This is a genomic window from Pectobacterium sp. IFB5596 (assembly GCF_021432585.1).
In the GTDB taxonomy this organism is placed as follows: domain Bacteria; phylum Pseudomonadota; class Gammaproteobacteria; order Enterobacterales; family Enterobacteriaceae; genus Pectobacterium; species Pectobacterium punjabense.
Map to the genome: position 1 here is coordinate 52,510 of NZ_LXFY01000030.1, position 21,745 is coordinate 74,254.

At 52.5% G+C, this 21,745-nt stretch carries 16 protein-coding genes; 9 read left to right on the plus strand and 7 right to left on the minus strand.

Translation table 11 applies throughout. The annotated features are described in order from the left end of the window. Positions 1 to 14 precede the first annotated feature (14 nt). The gene (ygbI, locus tag A6301_RS18005; RefSeq protein ID WP_234258409.1) at positions 15 to 776 is read right to left on the minus strand and encodes a DNA-binding transcriptional repressor YgbI; all 762 of its coding nucleotides are present in this window, start codon (positions 774 to 776) and stop codon (positions 15 to 17) included. Positions 777 to 1,099: 323 nt separating this feature from the next. Between ygbI and ltnD the strand changes: the two genes are divergently transcribed. The 9 genes from ltnD (at position 1,100) to A6301_RS18050 (ending at position 14,970) form a co-directional block, all read left to right on the plus strand. Further along, positions 1,100 to 2,014, plus strand: a complete 915-nt coding sequence (ltnD, locus tag A6301_RS18010) for an L-threonate dehydrogenase (RefSeq protein WP_234258410.1) — start codon at positions 1,100 to 1,102, stop codon at positions 2,012 to 2,014. After that, positions 2,011 to 3,285 (plus strand): 3-oxo-tetronate kinase, encoded by a 1,275-nt coding sequence (gene otnK, locus A6301_RS18015; protein ID WP_234258411.1) that lies wholly within the window; start codon positions 2,011 to 2,013, stop codon positions 3,283 to 3,285. The genes ltnD and otnK overlap by 4 nt, the downstream gene beginning before the upstream one ends. Next, positions 3,282 to 3,938, plus strand: coding sequence for a 3-oxo-tetronate 4-phosphate decarboxylase (gene otnC, locus A6301_RS18020; RefSeq protein ID WP_234258412.1), 657 nt, complete (start codon positions 3,282 to 3,284; stop codon positions 3,936 to 3,938). Before otnK ends, otnC begins: the two co-directional genes overlap by 4 nt. Before the next feature lie 33 nt (positions 3,939 to 3,971). Continuing rightward, positions 3,972 to 4,760: a 2-oxo-tetronate isomerase gene (gene otnI / locus A6301_RS18025; RefSeq protein WP_234258413.1), complete on the plus strand. Its 789-nt coding sequence runs from the start codon at positions 3,972 to 3,974 to the stop codon at positions 4,758 to 4,760. 185 nt (positions 4,761 to 4,945) lie between these two features. After that, a complete protein-coding gene (locus tag A6301_RS18030) occupies positions 4,946 to 6,304 on the plus strand; it encodes a GntP family transporter (RefSeq protein WP_205540678.1) in 1,359 nt (452 codons plus the stop codon). A gap of 280 nt (positions 6,305 to 6,584) precedes the next feature. Continuing rightward, complete coding sequence (locus A6301_RS18035; RefSeq protein WP_234258414.1) at positions 6,585 to 8,264, plus strand: methyl-accepting chemotaxis protein; 1,680 nt, start codon at positions 6,585 to 6,587, stop codon at positions 8,262 to 8,264. Positions 8,265 to 8,653: 389 nt separating this feature from the next. Beyond that, complete coding sequence (locus A6301_RS18040) at positions 8,654 to 10,324, plus strand: methyl-accepting chemotaxis protein (RefSeq protein ID WP_205540676.1); 1,671 nt, start codon at positions 8,654 to 8,656, stop codon at positions 10,322 to 10,324. Between the two features lie 732 nt (positions 10,325 to 11,056). After that, positions 11,057 to 12,727 (plus strand): methyl-accepting chemotaxis protein, encoded by a 1,671-nt coding sequence (locus A6301_RS18045; protein WP_215483694.1) that lies wholly within the window; start codon positions 11,057 to 11,059, stop codon positions 12,725 to 12,727. Positions 12,728 to 13,323: 596 nt separating this feature from the next. Continuing rightward, positions 13,324 to 14,970, plus strand: a complete 1,647-nt coding sequence (locus A6301_RS18050; RefSeq protein ID WP_107168660.1) for a methyl-accepting chemotaxis protein — start codon at positions 13,324 to 13,326, stop codon at positions 14,968 to 14,970. A 422-nt stretch (positions 14,971 to 15,392) separates the two neighbouring features. Here A6301_RS18050 and A6301_RS18055 read toward each other — a convergent pair whose 3' ends face one another. The 6 genes from A6301_RS18055 to A6301_RS18080 form a co-directional block, all read right to left on the minus strand. Continuing rightward, positions 15,393 to 16,583, minus strand: a complete 1,191-nt coding sequence (locus A6301_RS18055; RefSeq protein ID WP_107168659.1) for a PLP-dependent aminotransferase family protein — start codon at positions 16,581 to 16,583, stop codon at positions 15,393 to 15,395. A 63-nt stretch (positions 16,584 to 16,646) separates the two neighbouring features. Continuing rightward, positions 16,647 to 17,348 (minus strand): high-affinity branched-chain amino acid ABC transporter ATP-binding protein LivF, encoded by a 702-nt coding sequence (gene livF, locus A6301_RS18060; RefSeq protein WP_107168658.1) that lies wholly within the window; start codon positions 17,346 to 17,348, stop codon positions 16,647 to 16,649. A 5-nt stretch (positions 17,349 to 17,353) separates the two neighbouring features. After that, positions 17,354 to 18,124: a high-affinity branched-chain amino acid ABC transporter ATP-binding protein LivG gene (gene livG / locus A6301_RS18065; protein ID WP_107168657.1), complete on the minus strand. Its 771-nt coding sequence runs from the start codon at positions 18,122 to 18,124 to the stop codon at positions 17,354 to 17,356. Then, the gene (locus tag A6301_RS18070; protein ID WP_107168656.1) at positions 18,121 to 19,395 is read right to left on the minus strand and encodes a high-affinity branched-chain amino acid ABC transporter permease LivM; all 1,275 of its coding nucleotides are present in this window, start codon (positions 19,393 to 19,395) and stop codon (positions 18,121 to 18,123) included. Before A6301_RS18070 ends, livG begins: the two co-directional genes overlap by 4 nt. Next, positions 19,392 to 20,318, minus strand: a complete 927-nt coding sequence (gene livH / locus A6301_RS18075) for a high-affinity branched-chain amino acid ABC transporter permease LivH (RefSeq protein ID WP_107168655.1) — start codon at positions 20,316 to 20,318, stop codon at positions 19,392 to 19,394. The genes A6301_RS18070 and livH overlap by 4 nt, the downstream gene beginning before the upstream one ends. Positions 20,319 to 20,473: 155 nt before the next feature. Further along, a complete protein-coding gene (locus A6301_RS18080) occupies positions 20,474 to 21,586 on the minus strand; it encodes a branched-chain amino acid ABC transporter substrate-binding protein (protein WP_107168654.1) in 1,113 nt (370 codons plus the stop codon). Between the last annotated feature and the right edge of the window lie 159 nt (positions 21,587 to 21,745).

Here is a 21,745-nt window from a genome sequence, read left to right on the forward strand (position 1 = left end):
CATAAACACCACCCTCACCCCGCCACCAGCACCTCAACCCCCATTTTGCCGAGCGCATCTTTGGCGGCAGCGGGCAGGCCGTCGTCGGTGATGATGCTGTCAAATACGCTGAGCGGCGTGGCAAGGTGGGTGGCGATGCGGCCGTATTTCGACGTATCACACAGCAGTACGCGTTTTCTGCTGGCTTCTACCGCCGCGCGTTTCACAACCACTTTGTCTTCGTTCGGCGTGGACAGCCCGCGCAGGCTCCATGACGATGCAGAAATAAAGGCGATGTCAATAAACAGGTTGCGCAGCGCCTGTGCCACCGCTTCCCCAACGCAGGAGCGATTTTCCCGACACAGCGTGCCGCCGGTGTGGATCATGCGGCACTGGCTGGACTCAATCAGAAAAGCCGCGATAGCAAAATCATTAGTGACAATCAGAAGGTCGTCGCGCTCAGCCAGTTCGCGCGCCAGTGATAACGTCGTGGTTCCCGCATCCAGATAAATGCAGCTATTGAGCGGAATATGCTGTGCCGCCAGTTTACCCATCGCTTCTTTCTGCTGGCTGAACATCACAGATTTATCCTGATGCGATGGCTCAATCGCCAGACGTTCGGGCGAGCGCACGCCGCCGGAGACGCTCAGCAGCAAACCGTCCTGCTCCAGTTTTTGCACATCGCGCCGCACCGTCATGTGCGACACGCCCAGCCGCTCGGTCAGTTCGTTAATGCTCACTGCGCCACGCTCGGCGATCAGCGCCATAATCTGTTGATGACGTTCTACTGGAATCACGCTGTCTGTTCCCTGTTTGATTGTGCTGGGTCTGATAAATATTGTGAGAAACACCCCGTTTGATGACGATAATTATCATAAATTCACGTCATAAACCACGCCAGACATAACAACCTTTCTCATCGTTCAATGCCAAAATATAAATAATTAACTGATATATAAAGACAATAAAGGAAATCATCTTCCCTACAGGGTTCAGCTACACTGAATCATCACGATTTTAATGTTAATTTATGTGATAAAAATCACCATAATTTGTTCTGATAGTCCTTATATTTAACACCAGAGAACAAAAAATCACTAATTTTAACAAGGCAACCACGATGAAAAAGACTTCTGATTATGCTGTCGCCGTTATCGGTCTGGGTTCCATGGGCTTTGGCGCTGCGGCGTCCTGTATCAACGCTGGCCTGACAACATACGGCATCGATATCAATCCGCAAGCACTCGAAAAATTACGTCAGGCGGGTGCGGCGCAGGCTGACACCCGCATTGATGCTTTCGCTGACAAGCTGGATGCCGTGGTACTGCTGGTGGTGAACGCCGCGCAGGTGAACGGCATTCTGTTCGGCGAGCCGCAGGTCGCCGCGAAACTCAAACCCGGCACCGTGGTCATGGTGTCTTCCACGATCTCCGCGCAGGATGCCAAAAACATTGAACAGCGTCTGGCTGAGCATCAGCTCATCATGCTGGATGCCCCGGTATCCGGCGGCGCGGCAAAGGCTGCCGCAGGCGATATGACGGTAATGGCATCCGGTTCCGATCTGGCTTTTGAGAAACTGAAGCCCGTCCTCGACGCCGTCGCAGGCAAGGTTTATCGCATCGGTGAAGAGATCGGGTTGGGCGCAACGGTTAAAATTATCCACCAACTGCTGGCAGGCGTACACATCGCCGCTGGCGCGGAAGCGATGGCGCTGGCCGCGCGCGCCGATATCCCGCTGGATATCATGTATGACGTGGTGACCAACGCCGCCGGAAATTCCTGGATGTTTGAAAACCGCATGCGTCACGTTGTCGATGGCGACTACACGCCAAAATCCGCCGTTGATATCTTCGTGAAAGATCTGGGATTGGTCACCGATACCGCCAAATCACTCCATTTCCCGCTGCCGCTGGCCTCTACCGCGTTCAACATGTTTACCGCCGCCAGCAACGCGGGGTTTGGTAAAGAAGACGACAGTGCGGTCATCAAAATTTTTAACGGCATTACGCTGCCGGAAAAGAAGGAGGCACCATGATCAAGCTAGGTGTGATTGCCGACGATTTTACTGGTGCCACAGATATCGCCAGCTTTCTGGTCAACAATGGGCTGCCGACCGTGCAGCTCAACGGCGTACCGCCGTCCGATTTTAAGGTCGACACGCAGGCCGTGGTGATTAGCCTGAAATCACGCTCCTGTCCAGCGGAGCAGGCCGTGGCGGATTCACTCAACGCGCTGGCATGGCTGCAACAGCAGGGCTGCCAGCAGTTCTACTTTAAATATTGCTCCACCTTCGACAGCACCGCGAAAGGCAACATCGGTCCAGTGACCGATGCACTATTAGCGCAGCTTGGCGAAACGCAAACCATCATCTCTCCGGCGCTGCCGGTGAACGGCAGAACCGTCTATCAGGGCCATTTATTCGTGATCGATCAGCTGTTGTCCGAGTCTGGAATGCGCCACCATCCGGTCACGCCAATGACAGATAGCAACCTGATGCGTGTGATGGAACAGCAGGCAACCGGGCGCTGCGGACTGGTGCCGTATGCCGTGATGGATCAGGGTGCAGAGGCCGTTAAGCAGCGGCTGACGCAGTTGAAAGAACAGGGGGTGCGCTATGTGGTGCTGGATACGCTGAACGAGCAGCACCTGTTAACGCAGGGCAAGGCGCTGCGCGACATGAAGCTGGTCACCGGCGGCTCCGGTCTGGCGATTGGCCTGGCACGTCAGTGGGCAGAACCCACCACGCAGACAGGTTCTGCAACCGACGCCGGCAAACCACAGTCCGGCGCAGGTGTTGTGCTGTCCGGCTCCTGCTCAGTGATGACCAACAAGCAGGTTGCTCACTACCTGAAACAGGCGGCAGGTCGTGCGATTGACGTCGCTCGCTGCTTAGCAAGCGATGATGCTCAGCACGCCTACGTGCAGGAACTGGCCGACTGGGTGAAAGCGCATCGTGACGACGCGCTCGCGCCGCTGCTGTACGCCACCTCTTCACCCGATGAACTGGCGCAGATTCAGCAGCGCTGGGGGGCGGAAGCCAGCAGTCAGGCAGTAGAGAAACTGTTTGCCGCTGTCGCCCGCCAGCTTCAGCAACACGGCTTCCAGCGCTTCATCATCGCGGGCGGGGAAACCTCCAGCATTGTGGTGCAAACCTTGGGCATCCATGCGTTCCATATCGGGCCGTCTATTTCTCCCGGCGTACCGTGGGTGCGTTCGACCAATCATCCACTCTCGCTGGCGTTGAAATCCGGCAATTTCGGCGATGAAGACTTCTTTGCCCGCGCCCAAAAGGAGTTTGCCGCATGAGTGAAAAACACCACAGCAATGAGGCAGCGCTGAACAGCGAACAGCGTGCACGCGCGGACATGGTCAAACTGGGCGCGTCCTTTTTCCAACGCGGCTATGCCACCGGTTCGGCGGGCAATCTCTCGCTGTTACTGGATGACGGCACGCTGCTGGCAACGCCGACCGGCTCCTGCCTCGGTGAACTGGATGCCGAGCGGCTGTCCAAAGTCAGCCTGAGCGGCGAGTGGATCTCCGGCGATAAGCCGTCGAAAGAGGTCAGCTTTCACCTGTCGATTTACCGTAACGACCCCGAATGCAAAGCGATCGTTCACCTGCACAGCACCTACCTGACGGCGCTCTCGTGTCTGGAAGGGTTGGATACACAGGACGTCATCAAGCCGTTCACGCCTTACGTGGTGATGCGCGTCGGTAAAGTACCCGTCGTCCCTTATTACCGCCCCGGCGACGCACGCCTCGGTGAAGATCTGGCGAAGCTGGCCTCGCGCTACAAGGCGTTCTTATTGGCTAACCACGGCCCGGTCGTCACTGGCAAGGATCTGCGAGCGGCGGCGGACAACATGGAAGAACTGGAAGAAACCGCCAAGCTGATTTTTATTCTCGGTGACCGAAAAATTCGCTACCTCACCGCTGACGAGATTGCCGAACTCTCTTGAGAAGCCACCTTTTACTGAGCGATGGAGTTAACCATGCCTAAGTTTGCTGCCAATCTTTCTATGCTGTTTACCGACGTGCCATTTCTTGATCGTTTTAAAGCCGCCGCCAATGCGGGTTTTACCTCGGTCGAGTACCTGTTTCCTTATGAGTATCCGGCACCGCTGCTGGCGGAAAAGCTGCGGGAAAATGGCCTAAAACAGGTGTTATTCAATACCGCGCCCGGCAATATCGCCGCAGGCGAGTGGGGGGTGTCTGCCCTGCCCGACCGTGTTGACGATGCGCGTCGGGACATCGATAACGCATTGGAATATGCGCTGGCGCTCAACTGCCCTTCGGTACTGGTGATGGGCGGCGTGGTACCGCCAGGTGAAGACCGCGACGCCTATCAGCAAACCTTTATCGATAACCTGCGCTACGCCGCCGATAAATTTGCGCCGCACGGCATCAATATCATGATTGAAGCGCTGAGCGCGAAAGTGAAGCCGAATTATCTGTTCGCCAGTCAATATCAGGCGCTGGAATTAGCCAATCTGATCGACCGACCGAACGTCTATATCCAGTTGGATTTCTTCCACGCGCAGATTGTCGATGGCAACCTGACGCAAATTATTCACGATTTGGATGGCCGCATCGGACATATTCAAATTGCTTCAGTTCCTGCGCGACATGAACCCGATGAAGGAGAGATTAATTATCCGTTCATCTTTGCCGAATTGGATCGCGTGAAGTATTCCGGCTGGGTTGGCTGTGAATATAACCCACGAGGTAAAACGGAAGACGGATTAGGATGGGCTAAAACTTGGCTGGAGAAAAAACACTAATTCACTTATTACAGGAAATAATATTAACACCAGAGAAATAGTCGTTATACGCGAATAAATAAAAAAGAATAGGTCAGACTCCTGTATGTATTACAGGAGTCGAGGCATCCCTTTATTCAAATAAAACAATAACCCACTACCTTTTCAGCCTCTGAATTGCAAAATGGGTCAATGAGGATAAGAACATGGCCACCTCGCTCTTACTCTGCATCGCTATCGCCGGGGTATTACTCCTGCTGCTGATGGTCATTAAATTTAAAATTCAGCCCTTTGTCGCCCTGCTGGTTGTCAGTTTACTTGTTGCCTTAGCAACGGGTATTCCTACTGCTGACGTGATGAAGGTGATTACCTCCGGTATGGGCGGTATTCTCGGTTCGGTGGCGATTATTATCGGCCTCGGCGCCATGCTCGGCAGAATGATCGAAGTGTCCGGCGGCGCGGAATCCTTAGCACACCGCTTCGCTCAACTCATGGGGCCGGGATTGATGGTGGCAGCCTTAACCATCGCCGCCTTTATTCTGGGTATTCCGGTTTTTTTCGATGTCGGCTTTATTATCCTCGCTCCAATTATTTACGGCTTTGCGAAAGTCGCGAAAGTCTCTCCGATTAAATTCGGTTTGCCCGTCGCGGGCGTGATGCTGACGGTGCACGTCGCGCTGCCACCGCACCCCGGCCCTGTCGCCGCCGCAGGCCTGTTAAATGCGGATATCGGCTGGCTGACCATCATTGGCCTACTGGTGTCGATTCCTGTTGGCCTCATCAGCTACTGGGCTGCCAAGGCCATGAACCGTCGTAAATATGCGCTTTCCGTCGAAGTACTAGAGCAATTACAACTGGCGAAGCCGGAAGATTCAACACCGGACACCGCTCCCGTTTCTGCACCTTCAGCTGGGCTGATCGCTGCACTGATTGCGATTCCGATTGCCATCATTATGCTCGGTACCGTGTCCGCTACCGTTCTGCCTACCGGACACCCGGTGCGTAACGTGATGTCGCTGGTCGGTTCTCCCGCCGTGGCGCTGCTGATTGCACTGGCCTTAGCGTTCTGGCTAATTGCCCTGCGTCGCGGCTGGTCACTGGAAAAAGCCAGCGGTGTAATGGGTGATGCCCTGCCTGCCGCTGCAATGGTCATCATGGTGACGGGTGCCGGTGGTGTGTTCGGCAAGGTGCTAGTGGAATCAGGCATCGGTAAAGCGCTGGCGGATACGCTGACCAGTATTCATCTGCCGCTGGTGCCTGCCGCATTTATTCTGTCGCTGGCGCTACGTGCCTCGCAGGGCTCAGCCACCGTCGCTATTCTTACCACCTGCGGCCTGCTGAGCGAAGCCGTCAGTGGCCTGAATCAGATGCAATTGGTACTGGTGACACTCTCTGCCTGCTTTGGCGGGCTGGGTCTGTCGCACGTTAATGACTCAGGTTTCTGGATCGTCACCAAATATCTGGGGCTGTCCGTCGCCGATGGCCTGCGAACCTGGACGGTGTTGACCACTCTTCTCGGACTTGCCGGGTTCCTCTTTACCTGGGCACTTTGGCTGGTCATGTAAGAATTTCAAGGTTTCAATACGGAAAACCGCCGAATATCAGCGGTTTTCCGCCTTATGCCAAAAAATACGCCCGTTTTACTCTTATATTCCACATCTGCCTATCCATGCACTGTCTTTATAATATGTCCATGGCAAGAGACAACGCGCGCTCCTGTCAGGCAAGTCTGCATAACACGTGCATGTCATCAGCAAGACGCCCTATTCCTGACCTATCGTAGATAGCAGCCCAATCCATAAGGCTAAACCTGCATCAGCCGATGAAAAATAATAAAGGAACACTATGAATTTTTTAGCAAAAATGAAGCTTGGCACCATGTTGGGTACTGGCTTCGCCTCTGTCATTATCATCGGTCTGATGGTCGCCGTTCTGGGGCGTGTGCATTTGCTCGACCTAGGCGAAGATATTGAGTCGCTGTCCGAAAAAAACCTCACCAGCCTCATCCTGATACAGGATGCTAAAAGCGGTTTTGATGCTGTGGCACGTTCGGTACGTACTATCGGCCTGACAGACAATAGGAGCCGAATTCAGGAAGAAAAGCGCCTGATCGATCAGCAAATTGCTCGTAATACGGAAACCCTATCCAAGCTGTATGAAAACCTGTCTGAGCCAGAAACCCGCAGCCTGCTAGACAACCTGACGCAGGCTCGCCCGGCTTACCGAGATGCGGTGAATAAAGCGGTTGAGCTTGGCGTATCCGAAAACGCGGAAGAAAGAGCGCAAGCCGTGCAGCTCATGGTCAACGAGATGCAGGCTACGCAGGCACCGGTTTTCGCCGCGCTCGACAGCATGACGGAATTACAGAAAAAGCGAACGCTGGAGATGACGGCAAGCGCCATGCAGGAAGCACGCTCAGATGGTAACACCCTGATCTTCTTCGCGGCGCTTGCGGTTCTCGTCGGTATTCTGGTTTCCGTGCTGATTACCCGCACCATCAAAAACTTGTTGGGCGGCGAGGTAGCTTACGCTGCACAAATCGCCCAAGCGGTTGCACAGGGAAATCTGGCCGTCGCGGTCAATCTACGCCCCGGAGACGATCATAGCGTACTCGCGGCAATGAACGGTATGCGCAAAAGCCTGAGCAGTATTGTTGAACAGGTACGTGAGAGCAGTGAATCTATCGCGACCGGTGCCAGCCAGATCGCGGCAGGCAGCACCGACCTCAGTCAGCGCACGGAAGAACAGGCGGCTAACCTGCAACAGACTGCCGCCTCCATGGAAGAAATGAGCCAAACCGTACGCCAGAACTCAGATACGGTGCGTAACGCCGCCCAACTGGCGCAGGCCGCCAGCAATACCGCGGCTAAAGGCGGTGAAGCCGTCAGCAATATTGTTATCACCATGAGAGAAATCACCCACAGCTCGCAAAAAATTGGCGACATCATCAGCGTCATCGACGGCATCGCGTTCCAGACCAATATCCTGGCACTCAACGCCGCGGTAGAAGCCGCACGCGCGGGCGAGCAAGGGCGTGGTTTTGCCGTGGTCGCAGGCGAGGTGCGCTCATTAGCACAGCGTTCCGCCACCGCCGCCAAAGAGATTAAAGAACTGATCGGCCATAGCGTCGAGAAAGTTGAGACAGGTTCTGCTCTGGTCGGTGACGCAGGAATGACGATCGAAGAGTTAGTGCGTCAGGCTCGCCACGTTGCCGACTTGATCAACGAAATTGGTGTCACCACGCAGGAACAAGAGTCCGGCGTTTCACAGATTCATGATGCTGTTAATCAACTCGACCAAGTCACTCAGCAGAACGCCGCGCTCGTCGAGCAATCCGCATCCGCCGCCGATAGCCTGAGCGATCAGGCCGCCCATCTGGTAGAGCTGATGAAAGTCTTCATCGTTGAAGGCGGCTCCTCACAGCGTAGTGCACCCACGTTAAAAAGGCCCTCAAGCGCAAAACTTTCACTGACAACCCCTACAGGCAGTACGGGGAGCCATAGCCAAAACTGGGAACAGTTCTAATGACCCACAGGGGGATGTCCTGCATTCCCCCTGCTTACTTTTCCTCGCCCCCCTTATATACCCTAAATAATTCAAGTTTCAGGCAGGCGGCAAGAGAAGGAATCCCGATGAGCTTACTCAGGTAAGTGATTCGGGTGACTGAACGCAGCCAACGCACATGCAACTTGAAGTATGACGGGTATACACGATATTTCTGTTTTTTTTGTCATCGTGCGCTATGCCCCAGCAGTAAGAATTAAAATCAATGTTTTCCCGAAAAATGCCGATATTCCAAACTGAACGGGTCAGTTATTCATCTGAAGGATCGGGAACTGTGCCAATACATTGCTTCTGAGGAATAAAGGAAACTCGCGTAATAATAAATATTTTAAATAGATCATGAGGATAACATGCAGCGTATAAGAAAAATGAAACTGGGTACTCAGGTCGGTTCGGGTTTTGCCATTGTTATAATTATCGGCCTATTAGTGGCCATTTTCGGCAGAATGCATCTGATTGGCCTCGGTAATACCACAGACAACCTTGCTAAACACCATCTTGCCAACCTCATCGTGCTACAAGAATTGAAAGATAATCTGAATGTCACGATCAAAGCCACGTTGCGCATGCTGATCACAACGGAAAGAACGGTTCTGGAGGACAACCAAAAACTGATTGAAACCACGAGCGCCAAAAACGCGAAGCTTGTCACTCAACTGGAACAGAATTTGCGGGCAAAAGAGGTCCGTAATATTCTGGGTGAGCTTCAGCAAAACCGCACTGAATTTGCCACCGTAGGCCGCCAATCCGTCGCCCTATCGCTCAACAATAAACAGGCCGAATCCATCGAGTTAGTCAGAACCCAGCTTGAGCCGATACAAACCAAACTTTTCAACAACCTGAACACCATGATTCAGTTGCAGAAAGACTACACCACGCAAACGGCCACCAATGCGATTGAAGAGTCTTACTATGATGGCAATTCGCTATTGATGCTGGCTGGCATAGCGTCATTGATTGGCGTATGCATCGCCTGGCTGATTACTCGCCATATCAAGAAACAACTGGGTGGTGAACCCGCCTACGCTACGTTGGTCACGCAGGAAATCGCCCAAGGTAATCTCGCCATACCGATTGATCTGGTGGCAGGCGACACAACCAGTCTATTGTCCGCCATGAACCACATGCGCAAAAGCCTGAGTGGTATTGTTGAACAGGTGCGAGAAAGCAGTGAGTCCATCGCGACCGGTTCCAGCCAAATCGCCGCAGGCAGCACCGACCTCAGCCAGCGCACGGAAGAACAGGCTGCCAACCTGCAACAAACCGCCGCCTCCATGGAAGAGATGAGCCAAACCGTACGCCAGAACTCAGATACGGTGCGTAACGCCGCCCAACTGGCGCAGGCAGCCAGCAATACCGCGGCTAAAGGCGGCGAAGCCGTCAGCAATATTGTTATCACCATGAGAGAAATCACCCACAGCTCGCAAAAAATTGGCGACATCATCAGTGTCATCGACGGCATCGCGTTCCAGACCAATATCCTGGCACTCAACGCCGCGGTAGAAGCCGCACGCGCGGGCGAGCAAGGGCGTGGTTTTGCCGTGGTCGCAGGCGAGGTGCGCTCATTAGCACAGCGTTCCGCCACCGCCGCCAAAGAGATTAAAGAGTTGATCGGCCACAGCGTCGAAAGAGTCGAAGCCGGTTCCGCACTCGTCAGCGATGCGGGAGCAACGATCGAAGAATTAGTGCGTCAGGCTCGCCATGTTGCCGACTTGATCAACGAAATTGGCGTCACCACGCAGGAACAAGAGTCCGGCGTTTCACAGATTCATGATGCTGTTAACCAACTCGATCAGGTCACCCAGCAGAACGCGGCGCTTGTTGAGCAATCCACTTCCGCTGCCGATAGCCTGAGCGATCAGGCCGCTCATCTGGTAGAGCTGATGAAAGTCTTTATCATTGAAGGCGGGTCGTCACCGCACGTTGCATCGCCGCTGAAAAGGCCCACCAGCGCAACGCTTTCCCTCGCCAATCCGAAAAGCAAAACGGGAAGCCATAGCCAAAATTGGGAAACCTTTTAACGGCTAATCGAAAGAAATCTAAAACCGCTGAGCGATCGGCGGTTTTTTTATTCCTTGATGACATGAGCTCATCACACCACCACCCAGTACGTTTACACCGTAAATGGAAGAAAAGAGCCAACACTTTCAATAGGGAAAAGCAATTAATAAAAAATAAAAATCAGCAATTAGCTTTATATTAAGTGAGATAGAATAAAATCAATAGAAAACAAGAGAAACTCCATTCTACGATTATAAAAACATCAAATAGATGATGGTAAAAACATCATATCTTTCGAAAAAAAAGAATGAATAAAAAACAAATATCGCTTTAGGGCTGAATAAATAAGCAAAAAATCATACCCGCAACGTTTATTAACATCGCTGTCAATTTAACATTACACTTCCCCACCTCTGCTAGCACTAAGTATAAACCCTACCGATATTGCGGCTTTCCTTTCATCCCTTTATACTCCTGCGCCATCATTTCTTCTTATATGTAACTGTTCTCCGATCGGACTCACACTCACAGCACACCGCATTTTATCCACCATCGTCATCATTTAACGAATAACGTCACAGGAACCAGTAAGCGCAGCTTGCGTTTATTACCATAAGGAAACGGGCAATGAGTAAAGGGAAGCATAAACGCAATGACGTTTGCAAAATAAATATGTTCTCGCAACGTCTATTTCACATTAAAAGTACACCAGTTTTAACAATAATCGCTTTCAACATATAATAAGGGACAAAATGAATCTCATCAAAAATAGCAGCCTGGGTAAAATGCTAGGGACTGGCTTTACTCTGGTCATCGCTATCGGTTTTCTGGTGGCGATATTTGGTCGTATCCAGTTAGACAAACTCGGCGAAAACATTCAAGTGTTGTCACAAGTCCGTATCGCCAACCTTCTGATGATGGAAGAGTTTAAAGACAACATTAACACCAATGCGATTGCTGTCAGAAATCTAGTACTGCTGGAAGACGAGAAGCAAATACAGGAAGAGAAAACGCGTATCGAGGAGATAATCTCCCGCAATAACGCGTTACTGGCAAAAATAGACGATGGCACTGTCGATAAGCATGCCAAGGAACTGGTAACACTACTGGAACAGGTACGCCCCGCTTACAGCGTCGCCATGAAAGAGGCCATCACGCTGGCAACGGCAGGCAAGAATAGCGAAGCACGCGACCTGTTATTAACCGATGTAAAAGCCAAGCAGGATTCTGTCTTTAAAGCCTTGAGTGACATGGTTAACTGGCAAGAGAAGCTCACGGTTGAAATTGCCGACCAGTCTTTAAAAAATGCGACTAACGCAGGTACGCTGATGGTCATTATCGCCCTGCTTTCTGTCGCGCTGGGCCTGCTTATCTCATGGTGGATCACCCGAACCATTAAACGTCAGCTTGGAGGAGAGCCAGCCTACACGCTGGAAGTGACACGTCAGGTTGCACAAGGGAATCTGGCCGTTATGATTGAACTGCGCGACGGAGACACCACGAGCGTACTGGCGGCGATGGAAGACATGCGCCAAAACCTGAGTAACCTTGTCGGCCAGGTACATCAGAGCAGCGAATCTATCGCCACGGGCGCGACACAGATTGCGATGGGAAATACCGATCTCAGCCAGCGTACAGAAGAACAGGCCGCGAATCTTCAGGAAACCGCCGCCTCAATGGAACAGATGAATACCACCGTGAAGCAGAATGCAGCAACCGTGCGCACCGCAACGGAGTTAGCCCATTCTGCCAGCACTACGGCACAAAAAGGCGGCGACGCAGTGAATAACGTTGTGCGAACGATGGAAGATATTACGGCCAGTTCTCGCAAGATCGGCGACATTATCGGCGTCATCGACAGTATCGCCTTCCAGACCAACATTTTGGCACTGAATGCCGCCGTTGAAGCGGCCAGAGCCGGTGAACAAGGCCGTGGCTTCGCCGTGGTCGCAGGCGAAGTGCGCTCTCTGGCGCAGCGTTCTGCTTCCGCCGCGCGTGAAATCAAAGATCTGATTAGCGTGAGCGTGGCCAATGTGGAAATGGGTGAGAAACTGGTTAACGACGCAGGCATCACCATCAAAGATATTGTAGAAAAATCTCAACATGTTGCGAACCTGCTCAGCGAAATCGGCCTGACAACGCATGAACAAGAACAGGGTGTCGCTCAGGTGAATGATGCGGTGAATCAGCTCGATCAGGTCACTCAACAGAATGCCGCACTGGTGGAAGAATCAGCCTCTGCCGCCGACAGCCTGAGTGAACAGGCCAGAACGCTGCTCGAATTAATGGGCGTTTTCAAAATCAGCGGCATTCAAGCACAAGCACCACGACTGGCGTCACAGGTGAAACAACCCGCTGCGCCAAGACTGGCTTTAGCCAGCCAATCAGGTAACGCCAGCAGCGATAACTGGGAAACCTTTTAACGCATACGACCAATCTGGCGTCTCCTTCGAGGTCAAACCATAAAAATAAAGCTGCTGAACCCCCAGCAGCTTTTTTTATGGTCTAGGAATAGCAAGCATAAATAATAAGGTTAAAAAAACCGCAAAAAATAATAAACATCACAATTAGAAATAACACGTTACAAACTAATGGAAATAAATAAAAGAAATACCTCTTATTAGGTATAAATTTATTGATTAATATTTATTACCTATCCTATTTGCCATAAGAAAATAATATTAAATTTCTGCCACCCAATAAATCAGGGGTTTTTGTTACGTTTATTCTGCCATCAACCTACCACGTTATTGCCTACACTTTATTTGTCATTCTCTTAGCCTGTAAATATTCCCAACAGGCATTCCATACGCGTATGAAAGCGACAATTATTTCCTTTCGCCAATGCAGCGACTGGGCATACATGTCGCCGATACTCCTGCATCGAAGAAACGTTGGGAGATAAGCGGAATGATGAAAACAATAGAGTCCGTGGGGCGAATCGCGTCTGTACCATCACCCCTAGCATAAAACAACGACACCTGCTGTGTCAGACTTCAATAAATAAAAAAGGAACATCATGAAGAATATAAGTTTGGGAAAAATGTTAGGAGCAGGCTTTACGCTCATTATCGTTATTGGTTTTTTAGTCGCCATATTAGGCCGCGTTCAATTAGAAAAACTCGGGGGGAATATTCAGTTTTTGTCACAAACACGTATTTCCAATCTCCTGCTAATGCAGGAAGTTAAGGACAACGTCAACATCGCGGCACGATCCATCAGAAATATTGCACTTCTGGCCGATCAGCAGCAAATGAAGGTGGAAAAAGATCGCATCGAACAAACCATCGCACGTAATAGCGACTTGCTCGCACAAATACGTAAAAACGCAGTGGATAGCGAGGCTAAAACACTGCTCGCCACGCTGGAACAGGCTCGCCCCGCGTATACCAACAGCATGACAAAAGCCATCGACCTGGCCATGACCAGCGAACACGACGCATTTCGTAACTTTCTGCTGACGGAAGTGCGCACCACGCAAGCAAGCGTATTCGACATTTTGGATAAAATGGTTGGAATGCAAAAACAGCTTACCGTCACGCTCGCCAATGAATCTGAGAATAATGCGTTACACGCTGGCACCCTAATGCTGATCATCGCACTGGGTTCTGCCCTACTGGGAGGTGTTGTTGCCTGGTGGATTACCCGGAAAATCAAGCGCCAGCTTGGTGGGGAACCGGCCTACACGCTGGAGATTACCCGTCAGGTTGCACAGGGGAATCTTGCTGTCGCGATTGAACGACGCGCCGGAGACACGACCAGCGTCCTCGCCGCAATGGAGGAAATGCGCCAAAGCCTGAGCAATATCGTCGGGCAAGTCCATCAAAGCAGCGAGTCTATCGCCACGGGTGCTAGTCAGATTGCGATGGGGAATACCGATCTCAGCCAGCGCACGGAAGAACAGGCTGCCAACCTGCAAGAAACCGCTGCTTCCATGGAAGAAATGAATACCACGGTTAAACAGAACGCCGACACCGTGCGTACCGCTGCACAGCTCGCCAACTCAGCCAGTGTCGCCGCCCGTAAAGGAGGAGATGTCGTCAACAACGTCGTGCGGACCATGGAAGAGATCACGGCTAGCTCACGTAAAATCGGCGATATTATCGGCGTGATTGACGGTATTGCTTTCCAAACCAACATTCTGGCGCTCAACGCCGCCGTCGAAGCCGCGCGAGCGGGAGAGCAGGGACGCGGGTTCGCCGTCGTCGCCGGAGAAGTTCGCTCATTGGCTCAACGCTCCGCTTCTGCTGCACGTGAAATCAAGGATCTGATTGGCGTTAGCGTAGGAAAAGTGGAAGCCGGTGAGGCGCTCGTTAACGAAGCGGGCGTAACCATAGGAGAAGTCGTAGAACAGTCACAGCGTGTCGCCGACCTGATTAATGAGATCGGCCTGACCACCCACGAACAAGAACAGGGCGTTTCTCAGGTCAATGATGCGGTGAACCAGCTCGATCAGGTCACTCAGCAGAACGCGGCACTGGTTGAAGAGTCGGCTTCCGCCGCAGATAGCCTGAGCCAACAGGCCAAAAATCTGCTTGAATTGATGGGCGCGTTCAAAATTGACAGCATCCAGCCACAGCGAGCCACGCCGCAGGTGGCTACGCTCTCAAGGCCGAAACTGGCGTTAGCCAGTCATTCGAGTAACCAAAACTGGGAAACGTTTTAACCACGCCACTTTTTGCTACAACCTACAGTAAAAAGCCGCCCTCTTGGGCGGCTTGTGGCTAGGCTTTTTTACCCAACGGCATCAATTGAATTGTCGCCATCAGTGCCGCGGTAAAAAACATGACCATTGATAACAAATCAGGGGCATAGAACCACAATGCGTACGCAATGTGTGCCTCTGAGCTATTTAAAGCATATGAAACTGCATGAAGAACGTTTATTCCCATTAAACCCCCTCTTTAAAGAATGGGAACGGCCGAATCTGTAGCCGCAAATGCATTTTACGCCCATGGTGAAGGGGGTCGAAATCGCACACATTTGCTCTCATACAACATCTCGATTACCAAGATCCGTTGTCTACATACAAAAAAACCGCTGAAATATCAGCGGTTTTTTCATTAACAGATTGAGCCTTATCAGCAATTACAGCGCCCGACGCAGGCGAGCCACCGCTTCATGCATTTGCTCATCCGTTGCCGTCGCAAAGGATAGGCGCAGCGTTGAGTAATCAATGTTGTCTGGGAAGAAGAACTCACCCGGTACGAAGACCACGCCTTGTTCCAGCGTCTTCTTCAGCCATTCAGTGGTGTTGAAGTTATCCTGACGGAACTTCGCCCACAGGAACATCCCGCCTTTAGGCTGGTTAAAGGTGATCACATCACCCAGTTCCTTCTCAATAAGCTGTGCCAGCAGTTCGCCTTTGTGCTTATAGGCATGGCGGATTTTTTCGATCTGCGTATCCAGACGTCCCAGCCCCAGATAGCATTCTGCGACGGTCTGCGACAAGGCACTGGCGTGCAGATCGGCGGCCTGTTTAATAATCGCCACTTTGTGCAGCAGCCAATCCGGCAGAATCGCCCAACCAAGACGTAGCCCCGGTGCCAGCACTTTCGAGAACGTGGAGGTATACAGCACGTATTCCGTGCTACCCAATTTATCCTGCGCCAGTTGGAACAGCGTCGGGTTACGTTCTTCGGTGAAGCGTAGCTCACCATACGGGTCGTCTTCGATAATGACAAACCCATAGCGCTCCGCCAGTTGAATCAATTGCAGGCGACGTTCATAACTCAGCGTCACGCCACTCGGGTTACCGAAGTTCGGTACGATATAAACGCCTTTGATGCGCTGCGTCTTCAGCAATTCTTCCAGCTCATCGACCACCATACCGTCGGCATCGGATGACACAGACATCACCTGCGCCTGTGCCAGTTCCAGCGTTTGCAACGCCGCCAGATACGTTGGGCGTTCAACAACAAACACATCGCCCGGGTCGACCATCGCACGCATAATCAGATCCAGCGCCTGCTGTGAACCTGCCGTCACAACAATATCGTCGCCGCGTGTTTTTACGCCGCGCACCGCGCACAGATCGGCAATGCGATCGCGCAGCACGCTGCTGCCTTCGGTTAAGCCATACTGGAACGCCGTTTTCGGCTGTTCGGTAATTGCCAACTGCGTAGCCTGGTTTAACCCTTCAAAATCAAACAATGCATCTGACGGAATCCCGCCAGCCAGCGAGATAATGTTTTCCATCTTGCTGTGTTTCAGCAGTTCACGGATGGCGGAACTTTTTAACTGAGCGATGCGGTGCGCTAACAACCCTTCAATAGCCATGTCTTCTTAACCCTTCTACGAAACAGGCCGGTAAACCGGCCCGATATCGACTATTTATTAATATCATCCGCCCAGATAGGCCGAGCGTACCGCTTCATTAGCTAACAATGCCGCACCGGTATCTTCCAACACGATATGACCGTTTTCAAGCACATAACCCCGGTCAGCCAGTTTCAGCGCCTGGTTGGCATTTTGCTCCACCAGGAAGATGGTCATGCCCTCTTCTCGCAGTTGCTGGATAGTATCAAAAATTTGCAGAATGATAATCGGTGCCAGCCCCAGCGACGGCTCGTCCAGCAGTAGCAAACGCGGCTGGCTCATTAGCGCACGGCCAATCGCCAGCATCTGCTGTTCACCGCCGGACATGGTGCCAGAACGCTGGGCGCGTCGTTCATACAGACGCGGGAACAGATCGTAGACGCGCGCAATGCGCTCCTGATACTGATCGCGCTCGGCAAAGAACCCACCCATCGCCAGATTTTCTTCTACCGTCATACGGGAAAAGACGCGACGGCCTTCTGGCACAATCGCGATGGCCTCACGCATAATCTGCGCAGTCTGCCAGTGTGTGATGTCCTTACCGTCAAACGTGATTGTGCCTTCCGTCGCACGCGGATCGCCGCACAGCGTCCCCAGCAGCGTGGTTTTACCGGCACCGTTGGCACCGATCAACGTGACAATCTCACCCTGATTGATATGCAGGCTAACCTGATGTAGCGCCTGAATTTTTCCGTAGTGGGCAGAAACCTGATGTAATGACAGCATAAACGTTATCCTTCACCCAGATATGCACGGATGACATCCGGGTTGTTACGAATTTCAGCTGGGGTGCCTTGTGCCAGCGGCGTGCCCTGATTGACGACATAAATTCGATCGGAAATTCCCATGACCAGCTTCATATCATGTTCAATCAACAGAACAGACACCTCATGACTATCACGCAGCTCCGCAATCAGCTGATTTAACTCGTCAGTTTCTTTCGGGTTCAGACCCGCTGCGGGCTCATCGAGCATCAACAGCTCAGGCCGCGTCACCATGCAACGGGCAATTTCCAGACGACGCTGATCGCCGTACGCCAGATTCCCCGCCTGACGGTTCGCTAAATCCAGCAGGCCTATACGTTCCAACCACACGGCCGCACGCTCTTGCGCATCCGCTTCCGCGCGACGAAAGCCCGGTGTTTTCAGCAGCCCAGCAAACACACCGCTTTTCAGGTGTTGATGCTGTGCGACCAGCAAGTTCTCGATCACCGTCATTTCACGGAACAGACGAACGTGCTGGAACGTACGTACCACGCCCATACGGGCAATGGCCTGTCCGGGCAGCCCTTCCAGATGACGATCGCGCAGCATGATGGTGCCACCACTCGGACGATAAAAACCAGTCAGGCAGTTAAAGACCGTGGTTTTTCCCGCCCCGTTAGGACCAATCAGCGAGACGATTTCGCCCGCATGAATATCCATTTCAACGTTGTTGACCGCCAGCAGGCCGCCAAAACGCATCATCAGACCTCTGACTGATAACAGTGGCTGCGTGCTCATGCTTGCTCTTCCTTCTTCGCGACTTTCAACTTCATTTCAGGACGCTTCATCGGCAGCAAGCCTTGCGGACGCCAAATCATCATCAGAACCATCAATGCACCCAGCAACAGCATGCTGTATTCATTCAGATCGCGCATCAGCTCACGGGACACGACCAGCAGAATCGCAGCGAGTATGACCGCAAACTGCGAGCCCATGCCGCCCAGCACGACAATAGCCAGCACAAAGGCCGACTCTGCAAACGTGAACGATTCAGGACTGACAAACCCTTGACGCGCGGCAAACAGCGTACCGGCGAATCCCGCGAATGCGGCGCTGATGGTGAAAGCGGTCAGCTTGATGCGCGTTGGACTCAGCCCCAGAGAACGACAGGCGATTTCATCATCGCGTAATGCTTCCCAGGCACGTCCCAGCGGCATCCGCAGCAGACGGTTAATCACAAACAGAGTCAACACGACCAGCAGCAGCGCGACCAGATACAGGAAGATAATGCGGTCGCTGGGGTCATATTGCAGGCCAAAGAAGTTGTGGAACGTATCCCATCCGCCATCGCGTGCGCTGCGGCCAAATTCCAGACCAAAGAAGGTCGGTTTAGGGATCTGGCTGATGCCGTTCGGGCCACCGGTAATTTCGGTATTATTCAACAACAGGATACGGACAATTTCACCGAACCCGAGCGTCACAATCGCCAAATAGTCACCGCGCAGTCGCAGCACCGGGAACCCCAGCAGGAAGCCAGACAGCGCCGCCACCATGCCCGCCAGCGGCAAACTTTCCCAGAAGCCCAATCCGTAATAGTGGTTCAGCAGCGCATAGGTATACGCGCCAATGGCGTAAAACCCACCGTAGCCCAAAACCAGCAGACCGGACAGACCCACTACAACGTTCAAGCCCAGACCCAGCATCACGTAAATCAGCGTGAGGGTAGCGATGTCCACCGTACCGCGCGAGACCAGAAACGGCCAGGCGATCGCGGCGATAATCAATGCCGCAGCCAATACCTTCTGCCGTGGCGTACTGCCATCAAAGCTCGGCAGAACCAGTGACGGTGCGGAAAATTTCTTGATGCTTTGCTGGAAGAACGGGCGAATCAACTGGAAGAAGAACACCACGATGCAGCCCGCACCAATCCAATACCAGCGAACTTCATCGGCACCGCGCACCACAAGTTTGGTGCCATCCAGCGCCAGTTGCATGCCCATTAAAAACGAGGCCAGCACCAGCAGCATGAACGCGGAAACAAACGCATTAAACAGGTTGAGCTGTTTCATACCTTCTCAACCTCCGGGCGACCCAGAATACCAGTTGGCATCACCAGCAGCACCGCTATCAGCAGCGCAAATGACACCGCATCTTTGTATTCCGTACTCAGGTAAGCGGACGTCAGCGCTTCGGCTACACCCAAAATCAACCCGCCGATCATCGCGCCAGGGATACTGCCAATCCCGCCCAGCACCGCAGCCGTAAAGGCTTTCATCCCGGCCATAAAGCCGATATAGGGGTTGATGACACCGTAAAATTGTCCCAGCAACACACCCGCAACAGCGGCCATGAGTGCGCCAATAACGAAGGTCAGAGAGATAACGCGGTCGGTGCTGATACCCAGCAGGCTGGCCATTTTCAGGTCTTCCGCACAGGCGCGACAGGCGCGCCCCATACGGGAATAGCGAATAAATAGGGTCAGCGCCAGCATGGCGAGGAATGTCACAATCCAGATGGTCAACTGCATGGTGCTAATGGTGGCGGCAAAGCCATTGCTTTCGCCCAGCACCCACTGCCCGGTCACCAGACTCGGCAGCGCAACATCACGTGAACCCTGATTCAGGCTGACGTAGTTTTGCAGGAAAATCGACATCCCGATGGCAGAAATCAGTGCAATCAGACGCTTTGACGTTCGAACAGGCCGATAGGCCACCCGTTCGATACTCCAGCCGTAGGCGCTGGAAATGACCACGGCGGCAACGAAGGCGACGCTAATCAGAAGCCAGCCAGCATCGATGCCCATCATCATCAGAGCCGCAATAACGATAAAGGAAACATAGCTACCGATCATGTAAACCTCGCCGTGCGCGAAGTTAATCATACCGATAATGCCGTAAACCATGGTGTAGCCAATGGCGATCAGCGCATAGGTGCTGCCCAACGTCAGGCCGTTAAACATCTGCTGAAGAAAGTAGAGGAACTGCTCGGACATACCTTAACCTTAAATGCCGCCCCCGCGCCTTACGGCAACGGGGGCTTCGGTATTGAGGGATTAGTAGTGGTACACACTCAGAAAGCGAAGAATGCTCTCCACGCCGAAAAGGCAGGCAACGGCATTTATCCGTTACCGCCTCCCCGACATGATGATTATTTCACTGCGCTGGAAGTACCGTCTTTGTGCCACTCAAATACGCCAAATTCAAACCCTTTCAGGTCGCCTTTTGCATCCCAGCTTAATGGTCCCATTACGGTATCCACGGAGTTCGCTTTCAGATCCGCGACCAGTTTTTCTGGCTCATCACTGCCGGTACGTGCCATCGCCGTGGTCAGTGATTGCAGCGCAGCGTAGGTCGTCCAGACGAATGGGCCCGTTGGGTCCAGCTTCTTGGCCTTCAGCGCATCCACAATCGGTTGGTTAGCTGGCACTTGATCATAACGCTTCGGCAGCGTCACCAGCATGCCTTCAGATGCATCACCTGCGATGTTAGACAACGAGGAGTTACCCACACCTTCTGGGCCCATGAACTTGGTTGTCATACCAGCCTGACGCGCCTGACGCAGAATCTGCCCCATTTCCGGGTAGTAGCCGCCGAAATAAACAAAATCCACGTTTTCTTTCTTCAGACGCGCAACCAGCGTGGAGAAATCTTTGTCACCCGCCGTCACACCTTCAAACAGCACAACATTCGCACCGGCTTTTTTCAGGCTATCCTGAACAGAGCGGGCAAGACCTTCACCGTATTGCTGTTTGTCATGAACCACGGCGATACGCTGCGGTTTGAGGGTTTCGACAATGTATTTCGCCGAAGTTGGCCCCTGATCGGAGTCCAGCCCCGTCGTGCGCAGCACCATTTTGTAGCCGCGCGTCGTCAAATCGGCGTTGGTTGCCGCAGGCGTAATCATGATCACGCCTTCTTCTTCATAGATATCAGATGCTGGCTGCGTGGAGGAGGAACACAGATGCCCAATCACGTAACGGATACCGTCATTGATGACTTTGTTCGCGACGGCAACCGCCTGCTTAGGGTCACACGCGTCATCATATTCAACGCCAACCAGTTTGTTGCCGTTTACGCCGCCTTTTGCGTTGATATCGGCAATAGCCTGACGTGCGCCAATGAATTCCATATCACCATACTGCGCAACGGGACCAGACATCGCGCCAACAACCGCAACTTTAATATCGGCAGCATTAACAGCGTGGCTAAACGCCACCGCCACGCAACTCATCAGCAATACTTTACCTTTACTGAATTTCATTCTTTTTACCCCATCTGTCATTATGGATATTGCCGAAAACCTGACCGCCATCCGCCATAACCTGGCTATTTTCTTATAAGTAAGAAAGGCTTAGGTTATTATTAGTAATAATTTCTAATAAGGCTTTATTTTTCATATTATTAAACAGGAATATTATGC